Raw genomic sequence first — 19,330 nt, 5'->3', positions numbered from 1 at the left:
TGATCGCAAAACGCCGCGTGACAGTGCACCAGCGGCTCGCCGTTGTCGCCCTTGCCCAGCGTGGCGTTGCCGAAGATCAGCGTGGCCGCGCCCGCCGCGATCGGCGCGGTGTACGCCACCACCCGCAGATGCGCCGGGTCCGGCGGCGCGGTGCAGTAGTCGAGATGGCTGAATTCGCCGCTCAGCAGCGTCATCGAGGCGTTCTCCACGCCCAGCGGCGCCAGGCCATTGACCAGCGCCTCGAATAGGCTGGCGCCGGGCTGCAGCGCCAGCCGGACATGGCGGCCGCGCCGCGCGCAGCGGCTGTGTATCCGGACCGGGTTGAAGGCTCCCGGGTGTATCAGCGTCCTGGGGCGGGGCAATACCGGTGATCCCCGCAACGAACGATCCACGGTGGTGGTTCGCATGATGTGCACTCCGTGCGCTTGTGGCGCAAGATGGGAATGAAAGCTGAAAACGCGGGCGTCAATGCACCGCCGGCAGCATGCCCGCCGCGGTGAAGCCGCCGTCCACACAGATCACCTGCCCGGTCACGTAGCTGGACTGCGACTCGTCCAGCAGCCACCCGATGGTGCCGTTCAGTTCCTCCGGCGCCGCGTAGCGATGCTGCGGCACCACCCGACGCCAGGCCGCGCGCGCCTCATCCGTGTGCATCTGGCTCACCAGCGGCGTCTCGATCGGCCCGGGCGCGACCGCGTTCACGCGGATGCCGTAGGCGGCCAGCTCCACCGCCATCACCCGGGTCAGCGTCACCACGCCTCCCTTGGAAGCCCCGTACGCCGCCCGGCCCGCGTTGCCGCGGATGCCCGACACGGACGCGATGTTCACGATCGACCCGCGGCCGCGATCGCGCATGCGCCGGGCCGCCTCGCGCGCCACCACGAACGACCCCACCAGGTTCACTTCCAGGATCCGCCGCAGCAACGCCGCGTCGGTCTCCAGGAACGGCACGTCGCGGCCGATACCCGCCGAATTGACCAGCCCGGCGATCGGCCCGAAGTCGGACTCCAGCCTCGCGATCGCCTCGCTCACCTGCGCCTCGTCGGACACATCCATCCGCACGCAGCCCAACCGATCCGCCGGCGCCAGGCCTCGCACCTCGTCCAGTCGTTCCTGCGACACGTCGGCCACCAGCACCCGGCGTCCCGCGCCCAGCAGGCCACGCGCGACGGCCAGGCCAATGCCCGACGCGCCTCCCGTGACCAGCACCGCTTCCTGCGCTCCATCCATGACTCGGTCTCCTCGTTGTGTGCTCGCGATGTGTTCGCGATGTCCGCACCCTCTTGCGCGGCCGCCGCGCGGCGGCCCCGTTTCCTAGGCAGGCGCCAGGCAGCCCCGCTCGCGCAGGGCCTCGCGCACCAGCTTCTTGGTGATCTTGCCGTAGCCCGACCGCGGCAGCGCATCCCAGAAGAACACCTGGCGCGGCAGCTTGTAGCGCGCCATGCGCGATCCGAGCCAGGCCAGCAGGGCCTCCTCTTCCAGTGTCTCGCCGGGTCGCAGCACGCACACCATCACCCCCACCTCGCCCCACACCGGGTCCGGCACCCCCAGCACGGCCGCCTCCGCGATCGCCGGATGCGCCAGCACCTTTTCCTCGACCTCGCGCGGATAGATATTGGAGCCGCCCGAGATGTACATATCGGATTCGCGGCCAGTGATGTAGAGATACCCCGCGTCGTCCTGGTAGCCCAGGTCGCCGGTGCGGAACCAGCCGTTGCGGAATGCCTTGGCGTTGGCGGCCGGGTTGTCGTAGTAGCCGGCGAACACCGCCGGCCCGCAGACGCAGATCTCCCCGGTCCGGCCCGCCGGCAGCGGGTTGCCGGCCTCGTCCTGGATGCTGACCTGCATGCCGATGCGCTCGTAGCCGCAGGTCCCCACGCGCGCCTCGGGGCCGTCGCCGTCATGGTGCTGCGCCGGCGGCAGCACGGTGATGTTGCCGGTGACCTCGCCCAGCCCGAAGTACTGCACCAGCACACGGCCCAGCTTGGCCAGCGCGCGCTTCTGGTCTTCGCGGTACATCGGCGCGCCGGCGTAGATCACATAGCGCAGGCTGGTGTGGTCGAAGGCATCCACCGCCGGATGCTCGACCAGCAGCTTGACGATGGTCGGCACGGTGAACATGTTGGTCACCCGGTGCGCCTGCACCAGGCGCCAGGCCTCTTCCGGGTCGAAGCGCTCGCCCTCCGGCAGCACGGTGGCGGCCGCGCGCGCCACCTGGGTCAGGAAATGGATGCCCGCGCCATGCGACAAGGGCGCCACCACCAGGCTGACGTCGTGTTCGGTGGTGCCCGGCATCAGGTCGCACAGGTGGTTGGTCAGCACGAAGGCCATCTGGCCATGCGTCAGCACCGCCGCCTTCGGATGGCCGGTGGTGCCGGAAGTGAAGAAGAACCAGCAGGGGTCGTCGTAGTCCACGTCGACGCAGGCCGCCGGCGCGTCCTGCAGGCGCGCATCGATCAGGGAGGCGGTGTCGGCCGCGCCGAACTCGCCCGGGCCCAGCCGCGCCAGCAGGGCCAGGTCCGGCATGGCCTGCGCCACCGCCGCGGCGTGCGCCGGCGACTGTCCCTCGCACAGGAAGGCCTTGACCCCGGCCGCCCGCGCCAGGTAAACGGCCTCGTCCGGTGAAATGCGGCAGTTGGTCGGCACCCAGACCGCGCCCAGCCGCAACACGGCAAACAGGGTTTCGGCGAATGCGAAGCTGTTGCGCGCGTGAACCAGCACCCGGTCGCCCTTGCCCACCCCGTGCTCGGCCAGCGCCCGCGCCAGCGCGGCGGTGCGCGCGTCCAGCTCGCGCCAGCTCAGGCGCGCCTGGCCGCAGACCAGCGCGGCGCGCGCCGGATGGCGGCGCGCCGCCTGCACCAGGAAATGCGCCAGGTTCATCACCCGCCGCGATACCGGCGCCACGCCGCCGGGCGGCGCCGCGACCTGCTGCAACGGGCCGCTCATTTGACGCGCTCCAGGATGCTGACGTAGTTGGCCACGGCCGCGCCGCCCATGTTGAAGACGCCGGCCAGCGTCGCGTCCGGCACCTGCATGGCGCCCGCCTCGCCGGCCAGTTGCAGGCACGCCATGACGTGCTGCGACACGCCGGTGGCGCCCACCGGATGGCCCTTGGCCTTGAGTCCGCCCGACGGGTTGACGGGCAGGCGCCCGCCCTTCTGCACCCAGCCTTCGCGCAATGCCCGCACGCCATGGCCGCGCGGCGCCAGGCCCATGGCCTCGTACTCGATCAATTCGGCGATGGTGAAGCAGTCGTGCGTCTCCACCAGGCTCAAATCGTCCAGGGTCGCGCCGGCCTCGGCCAAGGCCTCGCGCCAGGCCCGCGCCGCGCCCTCGAAGGCGATGGGATCGCGCCGGCTCAGCGGCAGGAAGTCATTGACGTGGCGCCGCGCGCGAAAGCCGATGGCGCGGCGCAGGTCCGCCGCCGTTTCCGCGTCGGCCAGCACCAGCGCCGCCGCGCCGTCGGAAATGGGCGAGCAATCGGTGCGCCGCAGCGGCGCCGCCACATAGGGATTTTTTTCGGAAACGGTATTGCAGAACTCGAAGCCCAGGTCCTTGCGGATCTGCGCATAGGGATTGTCCAGCGCGTTGGCGTGGTTCTTGGCGGCGATGCGGGCCAGCGCCTCGCCGTGGTCGCCATGGCGCTCGAAATAGGCCGTGGCGATACGGCTGAACACGCCGGCAAAGCCGCCCGGCAGCGTGGCTTCTTCCTTGCGGTAGCTGGCATTGAGCAGGATATCGCCGGTGTCCTCGGTGGAGCGGGCGGTCATTTTCTCGGCGCCCACCACCAGCGCCACGCGGCCGCGCCCGGCCTCGATGAAATCCATGGCCGCGTACAGCGCGGCCGACCCCGTGGCGCAGGCGTTCTCCAGCCTGGTTGCCGGCACATGGGCCAATGCCGGATCGGCCAGGGCCACCAGCGCGGCCTGGAAATCCTGCTTCTGGAAACCGCTGTTCATGACGCCGGCATAGATGCCGTCCACGGCCTGCGGACTCACGCCCGCGTGCTCCAGCGCGGCGCCGGATACCCGCGCCATCAGGCTTTCGGTGTCGGGGTCGTCGAGTTTGCCGAATGGGATGTGCGACCACCCCACGATGACGGCACGCTTGCTCATTGCTGTCTCCTCTGTTGGCAGCCCCGCCCCGCCGGCATGGCGGATCAGGGCTTGGGCTTGGCGGCCGGCGGGCGCGCCCGCGCCTCGCGGCCTGCCGGGTTGGCCTGCGCAAGCAGGCGTTTGGCCTCGCGTGACAACAGCTTGGCCAGCTGGAACTGCCTTTCTTCGTCCATGCGCGATTCGACCGCGGCGATGCTGAGCGCGCCCAGCACATGGCCCTGCTCGTCGCGCAGCGGCATGCCGATGCCCCACGAACCCGGCACCACCAAGCCGCGGTTCACGGCATAGCCCTGTTCTCGCACCTCATCGACCAGCGTGCGGATCAGCGGCACGGAGTAATGCGGATAGCGCCGTTCTATCAGGCCGGCATTGGCCTGCAGGCAGGCGTCGACCTCGTCGTCGGGCAGCGCCGCCAGGATGGCCAGGCTGCCGGCGCCGATGCCCAGCGGATGGCGATCGCCGGGCAACAGCACGTGGGTCTTGAGCGGGTAGTCGCCGTCCTCGCGCAGCACGCAGACCGCGAACACGTCGCGGCGCAGCGAAAAGAAGGCGGAATCACCGCATTCGTGGGCCAGCCGCGCTACCACCGGCGCGGCCAGCCGGTTGATGCCGAAGCGCTCGCTGGCGATGTTGCCCAGCACGTGGCATTCGGGCCCGAGAAAGTAACGGCGGCTGGCGAGGTCCTGCTCGACCATGCCTTCGGCGGCCAGCGCGGCCAGGATGCGGTGCACGGTGGGCTTGCTCATGCCCGTGTCGCGCGTCAACGCCAGCAGGCCCGCGCCTTCGCCGCGGGTGCGCGACACCGCGCGCAGCACCAGCATTGCGCGGGATATCGCCTGGGCGCCACCGACCTGGGATGAGGTCTCCGTCACGTCTCCGCCTGTTTTTTCATCAGGTCCATTTTGTGGACCATCAATGTGATTTTGTTTTTTCATTCTGCACCAGTTTTATAGATTTACGCTAGCGAATCAATATGATTTAATGAATTTAAGGGTAGTAAGCAGGTCCATATAATGGACCTCATGCAAAGATAAAGCAACAAGCCTGGCAAGGCGCTTTATCCGGCCGTCCTCGACGGCGGCCGGATCTCATAACCAAGGAGACAGCATGAACACGACTCGACGCAACCTCATGCGCGCCGCGGGAGGCGGCGCGCTGCTTGCCCTGGCGCCGTTCCAGCGCACGCTGGCGGCGCCCCAGTTCCGTTACAAGTACGCCAACAACCTGCCGCCCTCGCATCCGATGAACCTGCGCGCCAACGAGGCCGCGCAGAACATCCTCAAGGACACCGGCGGCCGCTTCGAACTGGCGGTGTTCCCCAGCAGCCAGCTGGGCTCCGACACCGACACCCTGAGCCAGCTGCGCGCCGGCGCCGTCGAGTTCTTCACCCTGTCGGGCCTGATCCTGTCGACCCTGGTGCCCAGCGCGTCGATCAGCGGCGTGGGCTTCGCCTTCCCCGATTACGCTTCGGTCTGGAAGGCCATGGACGGCGACCTGGGCGCCCACATCCGCGCCGACATCAATGGCAAGGGCCTGTTCGTCATGGATCGCATCTGGGACAACGGCTTTCGCCAGGTCACCACCAGCTCGCGCGCCATTACCGGCCCGGACGATTTCCGCGACCTGAAGATCCGCGTGCCGGTCAGCCCGCTGTGGACCTCGATGTTCAAGGCCCTCGGCTCGTCGCCGGCCAGCATCAACTTCAACGAAACCTATTCGGCGCTGCAGACCCGCGTGGTGGACGCGCAGGAAAACCCGCTGGCCATCATCCAGACCGCCAAGCTGTACGAAGTGCAGAAGTACTGCTCGATGACCAACCACATGTGGGACGGCTTCTGGTTCCTGGGCAACCGCCGCGCCTGGGAGAAGCTGCCGGCCGACATCCGCGAGGTCGTCGCCAAACACATCAACGCCGCCGGCATGGCCGAGCGCGCCGACGTGCTGGCGCTCAACAATCAGCTGCAGGCCAAGCTGGCCGAGCAGGGCCTGGCCTTCAACACCCCCGACCCCGCGCCCATCCGCGACGCGCTGCGCCGCGCCGGCTTCTACGCCAGCTGGAAGGAAAAATACGGCGACAAGGCCTGGGGCCTGCTGGAGCAGGCCGCCGGGAGCCTGTCATGAGGGCTGCGCTCACGCATCCGGCGGAAGTGCTGCCCACGGCCGGTGCCGCCCCGGGCAGCCGGCGGCCCTGGGCCATCGCCGCCGACAATGCCCTGGGCCACCTGGTGGAGATTCCCGCGGCCATCCTGGTGGTCGCGGAAATCGTCATCCTGTTCTCGGGCATCGTGGCGCGCTACGTGCTGCACACGCCGCTGGTGTGGTCCGACGAGCTGGCCTCGATCCTGTTCCTGTGGCTGGCCATGCTGGGCGCGGTGATCGCCTTCCGCCGCGGCGAGCACATGCGCATGGGCGCGCTGGTCAATCGCGCCTCGCCCGCCACCCGCGCGCTGCTGGACATGGTGGCGGTGGCGGCGGCGCTGGCGTTCCTGCTGCTGCTGCTGCAGGCGCCCGGCTACGAATACGCTTCGGAGGAACGGTACGTCACCACCGCCGCGCTGGAGATCCCCAACATCTGGCGCGCCGCGGCCCTGCCGGTCGGCACCGCGCTGATGCTGCTGATCGCGCTGCTGCGGCTGGTCGAACGCGCGCAGTGGCGCGTCACCGGCCTGGCGCTGCTGCTGGTCGGCGGCGTGGTGGCCGCCATGACGGCGCTGCAGCCGGTGCTGGCGGGACTGGGCAACCTGAACCTGCTGATCTTCTTCGTCGGCGTGGTGGCGGCCACGGTGTTCGCGGGCGTGCCGATCGCCTTCTCGTTCGGGCTGGCCACCTTCGGCTACCTGTCGCTGACCACCGACGTGCCGATGATGGTGGTGGTCGGGCGCATGGACGAAGGCATGTCGCACCTGATCCTGCTGGCGGTGCCGCTGTTCGTGTTCCTGGGCGTGCTGATCGAGATGACCGGCATGGCCAAGCGCATGGTGGCCTTCCTGGCCAGCCTGCTGGGGCACGTGCGCGGCGGCCTGTCGTACGTGCTGATCGGCGCCATGTACGTGGTCTCGGGCATTTCGGGCGCCAAGGCGGCCGACATGGCCGCGGTGGCGCCGGTGCTGTTCCCGGAGATGCGCGAGCGCGGCGCCGACGAGGGCGACCTGGTGGCGCTGCTGTCGGCCACCGGCGCGCAGACCGAGACCGTGCCGCCCAGCCTGGTGCTGATCACCATCGGCTCGGTCACCGGCGTGTCGATCACGGCGCTGTTCACCGGCGGCCTGCTGCCCGGGCTGGTGCTGGGCGTGATGCTGTGCCTGGTGGTCTGGTGGCGCAACCGCCGCGAAGACCTGAGCGCGGTGCGCAAGGCCAGCGGCCGCCAGATCGGCCGCGCCCTGCTGGTGGCGCTGCCGGCGCTGGCGCTGCCGTTCGTGATCCGCGCGGCCGTGGTCGAGGGCGTGGCCACCGCCACCGAGGTGTCCACCATCGGCATCGTCTATGCCACGCTGATCGGGCTGCTGGTCTACCGCTGCTTCGACGCCAAGCGGCTCAAGCCCATGCTGGTGGACACCGCCTGCCTGTCGGGCTCGATCCTGCTGATCATCGGCACCGCCACCGCCATGGCCTGGGCGCTGACGCAATCGGGCTTCTCGACCCAGCTGGCGCAGGCCATGGCGGGCCTGCCCGGCGGCGCGGCCACCTTCATGGCGGTGTCGATCGTGGCGTTCGTCATCCTGGGCAGCGTGCTGGAGGGCATCCCCGCCATCGTGCTGTTCGGGCCGCTGCTGTTCCCGATCGCGCACCAGATGGGCATCCACGAGGTGCACTACGCCATGGTGGTGATCCTGGCGATGGGCCTGGGCCTGTTCGCGCCGCCGTTCGGGGTGGGCTACTACGCCGCCTGCGCCATCGGCCGGGTCGCGCCCGAAGCCGGCATCCGCCCCATCCTGGGCTACCTGGGTTCGATGGCGGTCGGCATCGTGCTCATTGCCGCGGTGCCGTGGATCTCGACGGGGTTCCTGAAGTAAGGCGCCTGGCCGGCCGCCGCGCCCACGTGGCGCGGCGCGCCGGCGCACCTACCGCCGTGGGGAAAAACCCACACGCGAGCATTCCCCCACCGCTCGCGCGGTTGATCCGCCTACACCACTTCTATAGAATCTTCAATTCGGGCCTGTGCCCATTCTTTTTTCCCTTCACCTACACCTGGGAGGCGCAAGATGATGAATCCGCATACCGCCATCCCGCGCGTATCTCCGCGACGCCATTAAGTCGTCGCCCGCGCGGCCCCATCGCCAGACTACCTGGCGACTGGTCCGCCGTGCCCGCCCCAAACCCCTGAACGCAATGCCCGCGCCATGAGGCGCAGGTCGTATCACCTTCTTCCCAAAAGGAAACCGGCGCCTTCGCGTTGCCGGGCGATCGCAATGAATCGAACAAAAATCGATCTGCGAGGACAAGCCTTCAAGGACGTCCTCGGCTTTACCTTCCGCTATTGGCGCGCCCAGCCCTGGCGCACCACCCTCATCGTCGCGCTGGCCCTGTTGTCGGCCGTGGCCGATGTGCTGACCCCGCTGTACGCGGGCCGGCTGGTCGACGCCGTGGCCTCCGGCGCCTCGTCCGACGCGCAGGTCTGGGGCGCGGCCGTCACCGCGTTCTGGCTGCTGATCGCGCTGGGCATCGGCGGCACGCTGCTGCGCCAGGGCGTGTTCCAGAACATCATCGTCTTCACCCTGAAGATGATGAACGGCATGGTGTCCAACGCCTTCTACCGCGTGCAGCGCTTTTCCACCGACTGGCATGCCAACAGCTTCGCCGGCTCGACCGTGCGCAAGATCACGCGCGGCATGTGGGCGGTGGACGTGCTGAACGACACGCTGCTGGTGGCGCTGCTGCCGTCGGTGGTGATGCTGGTCGGCGCCACCGTGCTGCTGGGCGTGCACTGGCCGGTAATGGGCCTGGTGGTGGGCCTGGGCTCGGTGCTGTACATCGCGGTGACGGCGGTGCTGTCGCTGGGCTATGTGGCGCCGGCGGCGCGGCTGGGCAATGCCTGGGACACCCGCATGGGCGGCGCGCTGGCCGACGCCATCAGCTGTAACCCCGTGGTCAAGGCCTTCGGCGCGGAAACGCGCGAAGAAGGACGCCTGGGACGCGTGGTCGACAAGTGGCGCCGCCGCACGCGCCGCACCTGGATCCGCGCCACGATCAACGGCGGCATCCAGGGCGCGATGCTGGTGGCGATGCAGGCCGGCATCCTGGGCGCGTCGCTGCTGCTGTGGTCGCGCAACCAGGCCAGCGTCGGCGACATCACCTTCGCGCTGACGATGTTCTTCATGCTGCAGGGCCACCTGCGCGACGTGGGCATGCACATCCGCAACCTGCAGCGCTCGGTCAACGACATGGAGGAACTGGTGGCGCTGGAGAAGCAGCCGCTGGGCGTGGACGACCGCGCTGGCGCGGGCGAGATCCGCGTCACGGCCGGCGAGATCCGCTTCGAGGACGTGACCTTCCGCTATGGCCGGCACGACGTGGCGCTGTACGACCGCTTCTCGGCGCGCATCGCGCCGGGCGAGCGGGTCGGCCTGGTCGGGCATTCGGGTTCGGGCAAGACCACGTTCATCAAGCTGATCCAGCGCCTGTATGACGTCAACAGCGGCCGCATCACCATCGACGGGCAGGACATCGCCCAGGTCAAGCAGGCGTCGCTGCGCAGCCAGATCGCCATCGTGCAGCAGGAGCCGGTGCTGTTTCACCGCACGCTGGCCGAGAACATCGCCTACGCCCGCCCTGGTGCGACGCAGGCCGAGATCGAGCAGGCGGCGCGGCTGGCCAGCGCGCATGACTTCATCATGGCCCTGCCCAAGGGCTACGAGACGCTGGTGGGCGAGCGCGGCGTCAAGCTGTCGGGCGGCGAACGCCAGCGGGTGGCGATCGCCCGGGCCTTCCTGGCGGACGCGCCGATCCTGATCCTGGACGAAGCCACGTCGAGCCTGGACAGCGAAAGCGAGGTGCTGATCCAGCAGGCCATGGAACGCCTGATGGTCGGCCGCAGCACGCTGGTGGTGGCGCACCGCCTGTCGACGGTGCGCGCGCTGGACCGCCTGCTGGTGATGGACCGCGGCCGCATCATCGAGGAAGGCAGCCACGACCAGTTGATCCGCTTGAAAGGCGGCCTGTACCGGCGCCTGTTCGAGCGCCAGGCCCTGGAGCTGACCAAGGGCCTGACGCAGGCGGAGATGCTGGCCGACGGCGCCCGCCCCGTGCCGGCGCGCGCCGATGGCGAAGACCAGGACCAAGGCCAGGACCAGGACGAAGCGTCCTTCGCCTTCGGCAAGTAGGCAAAAGGCCTGACGCAAGTCAGGCCTTTTTTTTCTTTGCCGCCGGCGCGTCCCGCATGCGCCGCCCGCGCGGCCCCCGTCCTGCGCCGCCTCAACGATTCAGCGTCAGCCGCAGGCCGAAGGCGATCAGGGCGCCGCCGAACACGGCGCCCTGCCATTTCTGCACCCGCGGATGCGCCGCCATCCAGCGCCCCAGCGCGCCGCCGGCCAGGGCGCACAGCACGTCGAAGGTCAGCCCCAGGCTCACCAGGATCACGCCCAGCAACGCGAACTGCTGGCCGATCGGCCCCTGCGCGGGCGACACGAACTGCGGCAGCAGCACCGAGCAGAACAACAACGCCTTGGGGTTGAGCACGTTGGTCAGCACCCCGCTGAGCAACGCCGCGCCAAGCCCTTTGCCGCGCGCGGCCGCCTGAGCCTCGTGCGCCACGCCGTACGACATGGGCCCGGCGCGCAGCAACCGCAAGCCCAGCCAGATCAGGTAGCCGCCGCCCACGGTGCGCGCCGCGTCGAAGGCCCACGGATGCGTCTTGAACAGCGCCGCCAGCCCCAGCGCCGCCAGTGTCACGTGGGCGGCGCGCGCCAGGGCCAGGCCCACGGCCACCGCCAGCGCCTGGCCGCGCCCGCGCAGCGCCCCGGTTTCGAGCAGCAGGATCATGTCCGGCCCCGGCACCACATAGACAATCAACAATGCCCCGAGAAACAACGCCATATCGGCCATGAGCCACGCTCCGTGCAGCAGGAAATGGCGATCATTCTAGGGAAAAGGCATCGGCATGTGCTTGCTATTCCTGCCAACAGGAATAACATGATTGGCATCTTGGACCAATCAATCCCTCCAAAATTTCATTCCATGCCAAAACGCCAATTGGACGCCTATGACCGGCGCATTCTCGAGGCCCTGCAGCAGAACGGCCGCCTGACCAACGTCGAGCTGGCCGAGCAGATCGGCCTGTCGCCCTCGCCCTGCCTGCGGCGGGTGCGGCTGATGGAAGAAGCCGGCGTGATCCAGGGCTACGAAGCCCGGCTGGCGCCGGACGAAGTCGGGCTGGGCCTGACCGTCTTCGTCGGCGTCAAGGTCGAGCGCCACCACGAACGCGACGCCGACCAGTTCCGCAAGGAAGTCTGCGCCCTGCCGGAAGTGGTGGCGGCGCACCTGGTGTCGGGCGAATCGGACTTCCTGCTGCAGGTGGTGCTGCCCGACCTGCGCGCCTACGAACGCTTCCTGCTGACCACGCTGCTCAAGCTGCCAGGGGTGAAGGACATCCGCAGCAACTTCGCCATCCAGACCGTCAAGCCGCAGAGTCCGCTGCCGCTGGACCACCTGGGACATTGAGCGCGGCCTGGCGCACCTTGGCGCTGCGCTGCTCGAAGCGTGCCTGCGACTGCGCCAGGTACTGCCGCACGATGTCCGGTTCCGAGGTCCTGGGCGTGCCGCCGGGAAACGGCGGCTCGGGGTCGTATTCGATCTGCAACTGGATCAGCTTGGCGACCTCGTCGCCGCACAGCGTGGCCACCACCTTCAGGGCCATGTCGATGCCCGACGTGACGCCGCCCGCGGTGAAGACGTTGCCGTCCACGCACAGCCGCGCGTCGGTCGGCACGGCGCCGAAATGTGCCAGCAGTTCGCGCGCGCGCCAATGGCTGGAGGCGCGCTTGCCGCACAGCAGGCCGGCCGCGCCCAGCAGCAGCGAACCGGTGCAGATGCCGAAGACGTAGCGCGCGCCCAACGCCTGCCTGCGCGTGAAGGCTACCCAGTCCGGGTCGAGGATGGCATCATCCGTGCCCGGCCCGCCGGGCACCACCAGCAGATCGCAGGGCGGCGCCGACGCCAGCGTCTGGGTCGGCACGAAACACAGGCCGCGATCGCTGCGTACCGGATCGGGCGATTTTGCGACAAAATCGACGCTGAACCCGGGCGCGGCGGCGAGCACCTCGTAAGGCCCGGTCATATCGAGCTGGGTCAGCCCTTCGAACAAGAGAATATTGACATGCACGACGATGCTCCTTCGCAGAATGGAACCGCCAGCGTAGACCGACAGGCCGGCGCGCGTGCGCCAAATGGCGGCACGATCGCGCCAAAACGCATTGTCTTCCTGCTGTACGACGGCTTCCAGCCGCTCGACCTGGCCGGGCCCTGGCAGGCATTCAGCGGCGCCAACGACGAAGGCGGCGCCGGCTACCAGTTGAGCACCGTGGCGGCCACGCCGGTGGTCGGCACCTGGGACCAGGGCCTGCGCATGCAGGTCAACGCCACCTTCGCCACCGACGACGACGCGCCGATCGACATGCTGTTCGTGCCGGGCGGCCCCGGCATCGACCAGGCCGCCGCCCATGGCGAAACCCTGGCCTGGCTGCGCCGCCGCAGCCCGCAGGCACGCCGCACCTGCAGCGTGTGCACCGGCGCCTTCCTGCTGGCCGCTGCCGGCCTGCTCGATGGCCGCCGCGTCACCACCCACTGGCGCTCGGCCGACCGCCTGCGCCAGCTGCATCCCGGCCTGAAGGTGGAAGACGACCGCATCTACATCGAAAGCGGCGCCGTCTGGACCTCGGCGGGCGTGACCGCCGGCATCGACCTGGCGCTGGCGCTGATCGAGCGCGACGTGGGCGCGCGGGTGTCGCAGGACGTGGCGCGCCGCCTGGTGGTCTTCATGCGGCGCGACGGCGACCAGCGCCAGTACAGCCAGTCGTTGCGCCTGCAGGACCGCCTGGCGGCGCCGTTCCGCGACCTGGTGGAGAAGATCGAGGCCAGCCTGTCGGCGCGCTGGTCGGTCGACGACATGGCCGACGCCTGCCATATGTCGCGCCGCACCTTCCAGCGCAAGTTCGCGGCGCATTTCGGCGTGACGCCGGCCGAGGTCCTGCGCCAGTTGCGGCGCGAGCGCGAAGGCGCCCTGCGCGCGGCCGGCAGGGCCTCGGACAAGGCCGTGCGCCATGCTCTCGGGGCAGCGGGCCGGCCGTAGGGCCTGTCGCGCCAAGACAAACCTTGCGCCGGCGTTGCCGCCGCGCGCGGACTGCCCCTATCATCCCGTCCAGGCCCGTTTCCCATACGCCATGAGCGAATCCGCCCCGTCCTCCCCCTGCCCGGAATGCGGCCAGCCCCAGACCGTCACCGAACAGGGGCTGAGCCTGATCGCGCGCTGCGGCGGCTGTGGCTGGATGGTGGCGACCACCAATCCGCACCACCCGATCATGGACCGCACGCCCTACACGCTGCGGGTGCGGGCCGGCGACCTGCCCACGGCCAGCGCCGTCGCCCGCCTGGCGGTGGCGCTGGGCATCGGCGTCAAGCGGGCGCGCGACCTCATCGCGCAGGACCTGCCGGTGGCCGAGAACGTCCTGGCGCTCGAGGCCATCCGGCTGCACGGCGTGCTGGCCGGCGCCGGGTTGCAGGTGGGGATCACGCCGCCACTTCGCTGGCCGCTGGAGCGCCGCGACTGACGCGGCGGCGCCCCGCGGCCCGCGCGAGGCGCCTTGCCGTGTGAACGCCTACCCGGCCAGACCGACCGACATGCCGCCGCAGACGTACAGCACCTGCCCGGTCATGAAGCCGGCGCGCCGGTCCAGGAACGACGACACCGCATGCGCCACGTCCTCGGGCCGGCCGATGCGCCCCACCGGGATGGCGGCCTCCAGCGCCACCGTCCTGGGGTCGCCCGGCGGGTTGGACTGGTCGAACAACTCGGTGGCGATCGGCCCGGGCGCCACGGTGTTGACCGTGATGCCGGCCTTGCCCAGTTCCAGCGCCCAGGTGCGTGTCATGCCCACCAAGCCGGACTTGGTGGCGCCGTAGACCGTGCGGCCCGGCTTGCCCAGGCCGGCGCGGCTGCCGATGTTGACGACCCGGCCGTAGCCGGCCCGGCGCATGCCGGGCAGCAGCGCCTGCATCAACAGCAACGGCGCGGTCAGGTTCACCGCCACCATGCGCGCCAGTTCATCCTGTGTCACCGCCTCGATGTCGGCGACCTGGATCACGCCGGCGTTGTTGACCAGGTGCAGCACCGGCCGCGCCGCCGCCAGCGCGGCGGCGGCCGCGGCCGTGGCGGCGGCATCGCCCAGGTCCACGGACTGGAAGGTTTCGCCCGGCAGCGCCGCGTCCGGCGGCCGACGGCTGAAGTTGACGACCTCGAAGCCGTCCTGCAACAAGCGCGCGACGATGGCGCGGCCGATGCCCCGGCTGCCGCCGGTGACCAATGCGATGGGGGTTGTCATTGCGCCGTGATTCCCTTGTCCTTGATGAGGCCGCCCCATTTGGCGCGTTCCTGCCTTTCGAACGCGGCCAGGTCGGCGCCGAACAGCGTGCCGGGCCGCGCGCCCATGGTGGCGAAATTGGTGGCAATGGCCTGCGAGCCCAGGCCGCTGCGCGCCGCCTCGATCAGTTGGCGCACCACCGGCTCCGGCGTGCCGCGCGGCGCGTACAGGGCGAACCAGGCCGTCACGTCAAAGCCCGGCAGGCCGGACTCGGCCACGGTAGGCAGGTCGGGCAGCGAGGCATCGCGCGCCGCCGACGTCACCGCCACGCCCCGCACCAGGTTGCCGTCCTTGATCTGCGCCAGCGCGCCGGGCAGGTTGTCGAACAGTAGGTCGACCTGGCCGCCCGCCACCGCCGGCAGCGACGCCGAGGTGCCCTTGAACGGCACGTGCAGCATGGTCACGCCGGCCATGGCCTCGAAGTAGGCCCCGGTCAGGTGCACCGACGAACCGATGCCGGGCGACGCATAGGTCAGTTTCTTTTCCTTGTTCTGGCGCGCCGCCTGGATCACGTCGGCCACCGTCCTGTAGGGCGACTTGGCGCTGACGGCGATGACGTTGGGCGTGGTCGACACCAGCGCGATCGGCACCAGGTCGCGCTCGGGGTCGAACGCCATGTTGTTGTACAGGAACTGGTTGATGGTCTGCGTGCCGATGGTGCCCAGCCCCAGCGTGTAGCCGTCGGCCTTGGCGCGCGCCACGTAGGCCATGCCGATGTTGCCGCCCGCGCCCGGCTTGTTCTCGACCAGCACGGTCTGCTTCAGGCCCGGCTGCAGCGCGTTGGCGATGGCGCGGCCGAAGATGTCGGCGCCGCCACCCGGCGGATACGGCACGACCACGGTGACGGGATGCTCCGGATAGCCGGCCGCCTGGACCGCATGGATCGGGGCCGCGGCCAGCACGGCCAGCGCCGCCGTGGCCAACGCGCGGCGCCCGGCGCGCCTGTGCAGGGAATGCGTCATGGATCTGTCTCCTCGCGAATCCGCTTGGCGCGGATTTCTTCTGGCTCCGCCTCGGGGCGGATGCTGTCGATGGGCGTCCGCGGGATGCGGACACTTCCTATAGTACGTAAATACGTACTATATTCACAAGAACGCGAAAAACATACCGGAGACAAACCATGAAACGCTGGACGCGCCGTCCCGAGGGATCGACCTGGGGCGATTTCGGGCCTGACGACGAGATCGGCCGCCTGAACCTGCTGACCGAGGAAAAAGTGCTGCAGGCGGTGCGCGAGGTGCGGACCGGCAAGGTCTTCTGCCTGTCGCTGCCGCTGGACCTGCCCGGCGGCAACGTGCTCAACCCGCGCCGCCACCCGCCGCAACTCAAGCCCACCTTCCGCGACGGCACGCCCTACCTGAACTTCGCCATGGCGCGCCTGCAGCCCGACGCCGTCGACGTGCTGTCGGACGACCAGGTCACGCTCAGCCTGCAGTACTCGACCCAATGGGACGGCCTGTGCCACGTGGGCGCCCAGTTCGACATCCAGGGCGACGGCCAGGCCCGCCGCGTCTACTACAACGGCTATGCCGCCGGCGTCGACGTGTTCGGCGGCGAGGACGCCGGCCCCGACGCCTGCTGCCCGCCGGGCGGCTCGTATGCGCGCAGGCTGGGCATCGACCGCTATGCCGAAAAAGGCATGCAGGGCCGCGGCGTGCTGGTGGACCTGGCGCGCGCCTTCGGCCCCGGCCGCACGCTGGTGGGCCATACCCAGCTGCAGGCGGCGCTGCGCGAGCAGCGCGTGGTGGTCGAGCCGGGCGACATGCTGGTGCTGCGCACCGGCTTCGCCGAAACGCTGGTGGAAATGGCCGGCCAGCCCGATCCGCACCAGCTGGAGCAGACCGGCGCGGTGCTGGACGGCGCCGACCCGGCGCTGCTGGACTGGATCACCGACAGCGGCATCGCAGCGATCTGCGCCGACAACTACGCGGTCGAGGCCTATCCGGCGCGCACCACCGGCCCCGGCCATTCGATCCTGCCGCTGCATCATCACTGCCTGTTCAAGCTGGGCGTGCCGCTGGCCGAGCTGTGGTACCTGAAGGCGCTGGCCGACTGGCTGCACGCACAGGGCCGCAACCGCTTCCTGTTGACCGCGCCGCCGCTGCGCCTGCCGGGCGCGGTGGGGTCGCCCGTGACGCCGATCGCCACGGTGTGACGCCATGACGCAATCCTCCCTCCTCTTTTCGCAACACCTCGACGCCCTGGCGGCGCGCCACCCCGGGCGCCCCGCCCTGATCGACCGCGACCGGGCCATCAGCCACGCCGAACTGCGCGCGCGCAGCCGCGCCCTGGCCGCCGGCCTGGCGCGCATCGGCGTGCGGCCCGGCCAGCGCGTGGCCGTATGGCTGCCCAATTGCGCCGCCTGGGTCGAGACCTTCCTGGCCTGCGCCCACCTGGGCGCGCTGGCGCTGGCCGTCAACACGCGCTTTCGCGCCCTCGAACTGGCCGACATCCTCGGCCGTGGCGGCGCCGACTGGCTGGTGTTCTGGCCCGGCTTCAAGGGTATCGACTTCCAGGGCATCCTGGACGGCGTCGCGCCCGAACACCTGGCGCGGCTGCGAGGCATCGTCGCCGTGTCCGAAGCGGACGAACCCGCCGCCGCGTCGCTGCGAGGCAAGCCGGTGCACCGCTACGCCGACCTGCGCGCCTGCGCCGACACGCCCCCGCCGCCCCAGTCCGACGCCGGCGTGCTGTGCTTCACCACGTCCGGCACCACCTCACAGCCGAAGTTCGTGCTGCATGACCAGGGCACCCTGCTGCGCCACGGCGCCGCGGTGGCGCAAGCGTTCGGCTACGACGACGACAGCCGCGTGCTGGCCAGCGCGCCGTTCTGCGGCGCGTTCGGCTTCGCCACGCTGGCGGGCGGGCTGGCGCGGGGCGTGCCGGTGGTGTGCGCGCCGGTGTTCGACGCGGCCGAATCGGCCGCCGCGATCCAGCGCCACCGGGTCAGCCACACCTACGCCAACAACGAGGCGCTGGTCGCCATGATGCGCGCGGCCGCGCCCGGCGCATTCGCCTCGGCGCGCCTGTTCGGCTTCGCCAGCTTCACGCCGGCGCTCGACCACATGCTGGACCTGGCGCGCGCGGCCGGCGTGCCGCTGACGGGGCTGTATGGGTCCAGCGAACTGATCGCGCTGGTGGCCGGCCAGCCGCGCGACCCCGCCGAGGGCGACGTGGCCGCGCGCCACCAGCCAGGCGGCACGCTGATCTATCCCGAGGCGCGGGTGCGGGCGCGCGACCCGGCCAGCGGCGCAATCCTGCCGCACGGCGAATCGGGCGAGCTGGAAATCCTGTCGCCCAGCCTCATGCGCGGCTACCTCGACAACCCCGAGGCCACCGCCCGCGCCTGCACCGACGACGGCTACTTCCGGACCGGCGACCTGGGCTACACCCTGAACCCGCGCCAGTTCGTGTTCCAGACCCGCATGGGCGACTCGTTGCGCCTGTCCGGCTTCCTGGTGAATCCGGTCGAGATCGAACAGATGGTGGAAACGCTGCCCGGCGTGCGCGCCTGCCAGGTGGTCGGCGCCACCCGCGACGGCAAGACCGTGCCCTACGCCTTCGTGCTGCTGCGGGAAGGCGCCAGCGCCGACGCGACCGGCTGGACGGCGGCCTGCAAGCAGGCCATGGCCGGCTTCAAGGTTCCCGCCGGCTTCACGGTGCTGGATGCGTTTCCGTCCGTGGAAAGCGCCAATTCGGTCAAAATCCAGAAACACCGGCTGCGCGAGATGGCCGACGCCCTGCTCGCCGCCCCCGCCACCTCCTGACCGATCCGACCATGCCCGCGCGCCCGCTTTTCTCGCACAGCCCTCAACCGCTCTACCTGCAGGCGGCGGCGCTGTTTCGCAGCCATATCCAGAACCGCACCTGGCGGCCGGGCCAGCAGATCCCGCCGCTGGAAGCGCTGATGGAAACCTATGGCATCTCGCGCGCCACCATCCGCCAGGCCCTCGGCCAGCTGGAACAGGACGGCCTGATCCGGCGTTCGCGCGGGTCCGGTACCTTCGTCAACGCCGACCTGCCGGAGACGCCGACGCTGCTGATTCCCAAGACCTGGGCCGAGACGGTCGAACTGAGCAACCAGCTGGGCACGGTGTCGCTGGTGGAGTCGAGCGCCGATTCGCCGCTGCCCGACACGCTGGGCATGCCGTGCGCGGCGCAGCGCGGCGGCAGTTTCCAGTACCTGCGGCGGGTGCACACCACCGAGGCCGGGCCGTTCTGCTATAGCGAGGTATTTCTGGAAAGCAGCCTGTTCCGCAAGCATCGCGCCCGCATCCAGAAAAGCACGGTGGCGCCGGTGCTGGACCAGTTCTACGGCGCCCGCATCAGCGAGGCGCGCCAGGTGCTCAATGTGATCGAGGCCGGCCAGGAGTCGGCCGAATCGCTGCGCATCCCGGTGTCCTCGCCAGTGGCCGAACTGCGCCGCTACGCCTGCATCGACGGCCGCGTGGTGTATTTCGCGCGGCTGGAATTTCCGTTCCGCAAGGTGCGCATGGAGTTCGACCTGTTGAGCCAGCGCTAGCGCCACCGACCTTCCCAGGAGACTTCGCCGGCCGACGCGCGGCCGGCGGCGCACGCGCCAACCCGCGTTCGCCCGCTGTTCCCGACCCATCACAAAAGCGCGGCCATCCGGCCAAAGCGCCC

General features: G+C 70.0%; 18 protein-coding genes. 9 read left to right on the top strand and 9 right to left on the bottom strand.

Annotation, left to right across the window (positions count from 1 at the left end; genetic code table 11):
• From DK459_RS30995 to DK459_RS12950, 5 genes are all read right to left on the bottom strand, one after another.
• Positions 1 to 407 (bottom strand): DUF296 domain-containing protein (locus tag DK459_RS30995; protein WP_110134885.1); only part of this gene is annotated, 407 nt, incomplete at its 3' end.
• A 58-nt stretch (positions 408 to 465) separates the two neighbouring features.
• Positions 466 to 1,230: an SDR family NAD(P)-dependent oxidoreductase gene (locus tag DK459_RS12965; RefSeq protein ID WP_006387038.1), complete on the bottom strand. Its 765-nt coding sequence runs from the start codon at positions 1,228 to 1,230 to the stop codon at positions 466 to 468.
• Between the two features lie 84 nt (positions 1,231 to 1,314).
• The gene (locus tag DK459_RS12960; RefSeq protein ID WP_024068558.1) at positions 1,315 to 2,946 is read right to left on the bottom strand and encodes an acyl-CoA synthetase; all 1,632 of its coding nucleotides are present in this window, start codon (positions 2,944 to 2,946) and stop codon (positions 1,315 to 1,317) included.
• On the bottom strand, positions 2,943 to 4,115 hold the full coding sequence (locus tag DK459_RS12955) for an acetyl-CoA acetyltransferase (protein ID WP_020927227.1): 1,173 nt from the start codon (positions 4,113 to 4,115) through the stop codon (positions 2,943 to 2,945). The genes DK459_RS12960 and DK459_RS12955 overlap by 4 nt, the downstream gene beginning before the upstream one ends.
• Positions 4,116 to 4,159: 44 nt before the next feature.
• Positions 4,160 to 4,987, bottom strand: a complete 828-nt coding sequence (locus DK459_RS12950; RefSeq protein ID WP_035200224.1) for an IclR family transcriptional regulator — start codon at positions 4,985 to 4,987, stop codon at positions 4,160 to 4,162.
• 235 nt (positions 4,988 to 5,222) lie between these two features.
• Here DK459_RS12950 and DK459_RS12945 point away from each other — a divergent pair, with 235 nt between their 5' ends.
• From DK459_RS12945 to DK459_RS12935, 3 genes are all read left to right on the top strand, one after another.
• Positions 5,223 to 6,236, top strand: coding sequence for a TRAP transporter substrate-binding protein (locus DK459_RS12945; RefSeq protein ID WP_006387034.1), 1,014 nt, complete (start codon positions 5,223 to 5,225; stop codon positions 6,234 to 6,236).
• Positions 6,233 to 8,128, top strand: coding sequence for a TRAP transporter large permease subunit (locus tag DK459_RS12940; RefSeq protein WP_110134796.1), 1,896 nt, complete (start codon positions 6,233 to 6,235; stop codon positions 8,126 to 8,128). Before DK459_RS12945 ends, DK459_RS12940 begins: the two co-directional genes overlap by 4 nt.
• A 396-nt stretch (positions 8,129 to 8,524) precedes the next feature.
• Complete coding sequence (locus DK459_RS12935) at positions 8,525 to 10,435, top strand: ABC transporter ATP-binding protein (protein ID WP_070543056.1); 1,911 nt, start codon at positions 8,525 to 8,527, stop codon at positions 10,433 to 10,435.
• Between the two features lie 91 nt (positions 10,436 to 10,526).
• Here DK459_RS12935 and DK459_RS12930 read toward each other — a convergent pair whose 3' ends face one another.
• Positions 10,527 to 11,156 carry a LysE family translocator gene (locus tag DK459_RS12930; protein WP_026383643.1) on the bottom strand — a complete coding sequence of 210 codons (630 nt, stop codon included), beginning with the start codon at positions 11,154 to 11,156 and terminating at the stop codon, positions 10,527 to 10,529.
• Between the two features lie 132 nt (positions 11,157 to 11,288).
• Between DK459_RS12930 and DK459_RS12925 the strand changes: the two genes are divergently transcribed.
• A complete protein-coding gene (locus DK459_RS12925; protein ID WP_006394279.1) occupies positions 11,289 to 11,771 on the top strand; it encodes an Lrp/AsnC family transcriptional regulator in 483 nt (160 codons plus the stop codon).
• Here the strand turns inward: DK459_RS12925 and DK459_RS12920 are convergent.
• Positions 11,728 to 12,432 carry a DJ-1/PfpI family protein gene (locus DK459_RS12920; RefSeq protein ID WP_110134795.1) on the bottom strand — a complete coding sequence of 235 codons (705 nt, stop codon included), beginning with the start codon at positions 12,430 to 12,432 and terminating at the stop codon, positions 11,728 to 11,730. The two genes, DK459_RS12925 and DK459_RS12920, sit on opposite strands and share 44 nt — an antisense overlap.
• On the opposite strand from DK459_RS12920, the gene DK459_RS12915 reads away from it, so the two are divergent.
• The gene (locus tag DK459_RS12915; RefSeq protein ID WP_006387028.1) at positions 12,427 to 13,398 is read left to right on the top strand and encodes a GlxA family transcriptional regulator; all 972 of its coding nucleotides are present in this window, start codon (positions 12,427 to 12,429) and stop codon (positions 13,396 to 13,398) included. The genes DK459_RS12920 and DK459_RS12915 overlap by 6 nt on opposite strands.
• 91 nt (positions 13,399 to 13,489) lie before the next feature.
• On the top strand, positions 13,490 to 13,876 hold the full coding sequence (locus DK459_RS12910) for a hypothetical protein (protein ID WP_006387027.1): 387 nt from the start codon (positions 13,490 to 13,492) through the stop codon (positions 13,874 to 13,876).
• Between the two features lie 48 nt (positions 13,877 to 13,924).
• Here DK459_RS12910 and DK459_RS12905 read toward each other — a convergent pair whose 3' ends face one another.
• The gene (locus tag DK459_RS12905; RefSeq protein ID WP_006387026.1) at positions 13,925 to 14,647 is read right to left on the bottom strand and encodes an SDR family NAD(P)-dependent oxidoreductase; all 723 of its coding nucleotides are present in this window, start codon (positions 14,645 to 14,647) and stop codon (positions 13,925 to 13,927) included.
• Positions 14,644 to 15,648 (bottom strand): tripartite tricarboxylate transporter substrate binding protein, encoded by a 1,005-nt coding sequence (locus DK459_RS12900; protein ID WP_006387025.1) that lies wholly within the window; start codon positions 15,646 to 15,648, stop codon positions 14,644 to 14,646. The genes DK459_RS12905 and DK459_RS12900 overlap by 4 nt, the downstream gene beginning before the upstream one ends.
• A gap of 158 nt (positions 15,649 to 15,806) precedes the next feature.
• Here DK459_RS12900 and DK459_RS12895 point away from each other — a divergent pair, with 158 nt between their 5' ends.
• From DK459_RS12895 to DK459_RS12885, 3 genes are read left to right on the top strand one after another with little or no spacing between them, the layout of a single operon-like run.
• Positions 15,807 to 16,841 (top strand): cyclase family protein, encoded by a 1,035-nt coding sequence (locus tag DK459_RS12895; RefSeq protein ID WP_024068548.1) that lies wholly within the window; start codon positions 15,807 to 15,809, stop codon positions 16,839 to 16,841.
• A 4-nt stretch (positions 16,842 to 16,845) separates the two neighbouring features.
• Entirely contained in the window at positions 16,846 to 18,453 is a 1,608-nt protein-coding gene (locus tag DK459_RS12890; RefSeq protein WP_054518180.1) for an AMP-binding protein, read from the top strand.
• Positions 18,454 to 18,464: 11 nt separating this feature from the next.
• Positions 18,465 to 19,208 (top strand): GntR family transcriptional regulator, encoded by a 744-nt coding sequence (locus DK459_RS12885; RefSeq protein WP_020927213.1) that lies wholly within the window; start codon positions 18,465 to 18,467, stop codon positions 19,206 to 19,208.
• Positions 19,209 to 19,330 lie beyond the last annotated feature (122 nt).

Source organism: Achromobacter sp. RW408, assembly GCF_003184165.1.
Lineage (GTDB): Bacteria > Pseudomonadota > Gammaproteobacteria > Burkholderiales > Burkholderiaceae_B > Achromobacter > Achromobacter xylosoxidans.
This window is presented reverse-complemented; position numbering and strand designations above follow the sequence as displayed.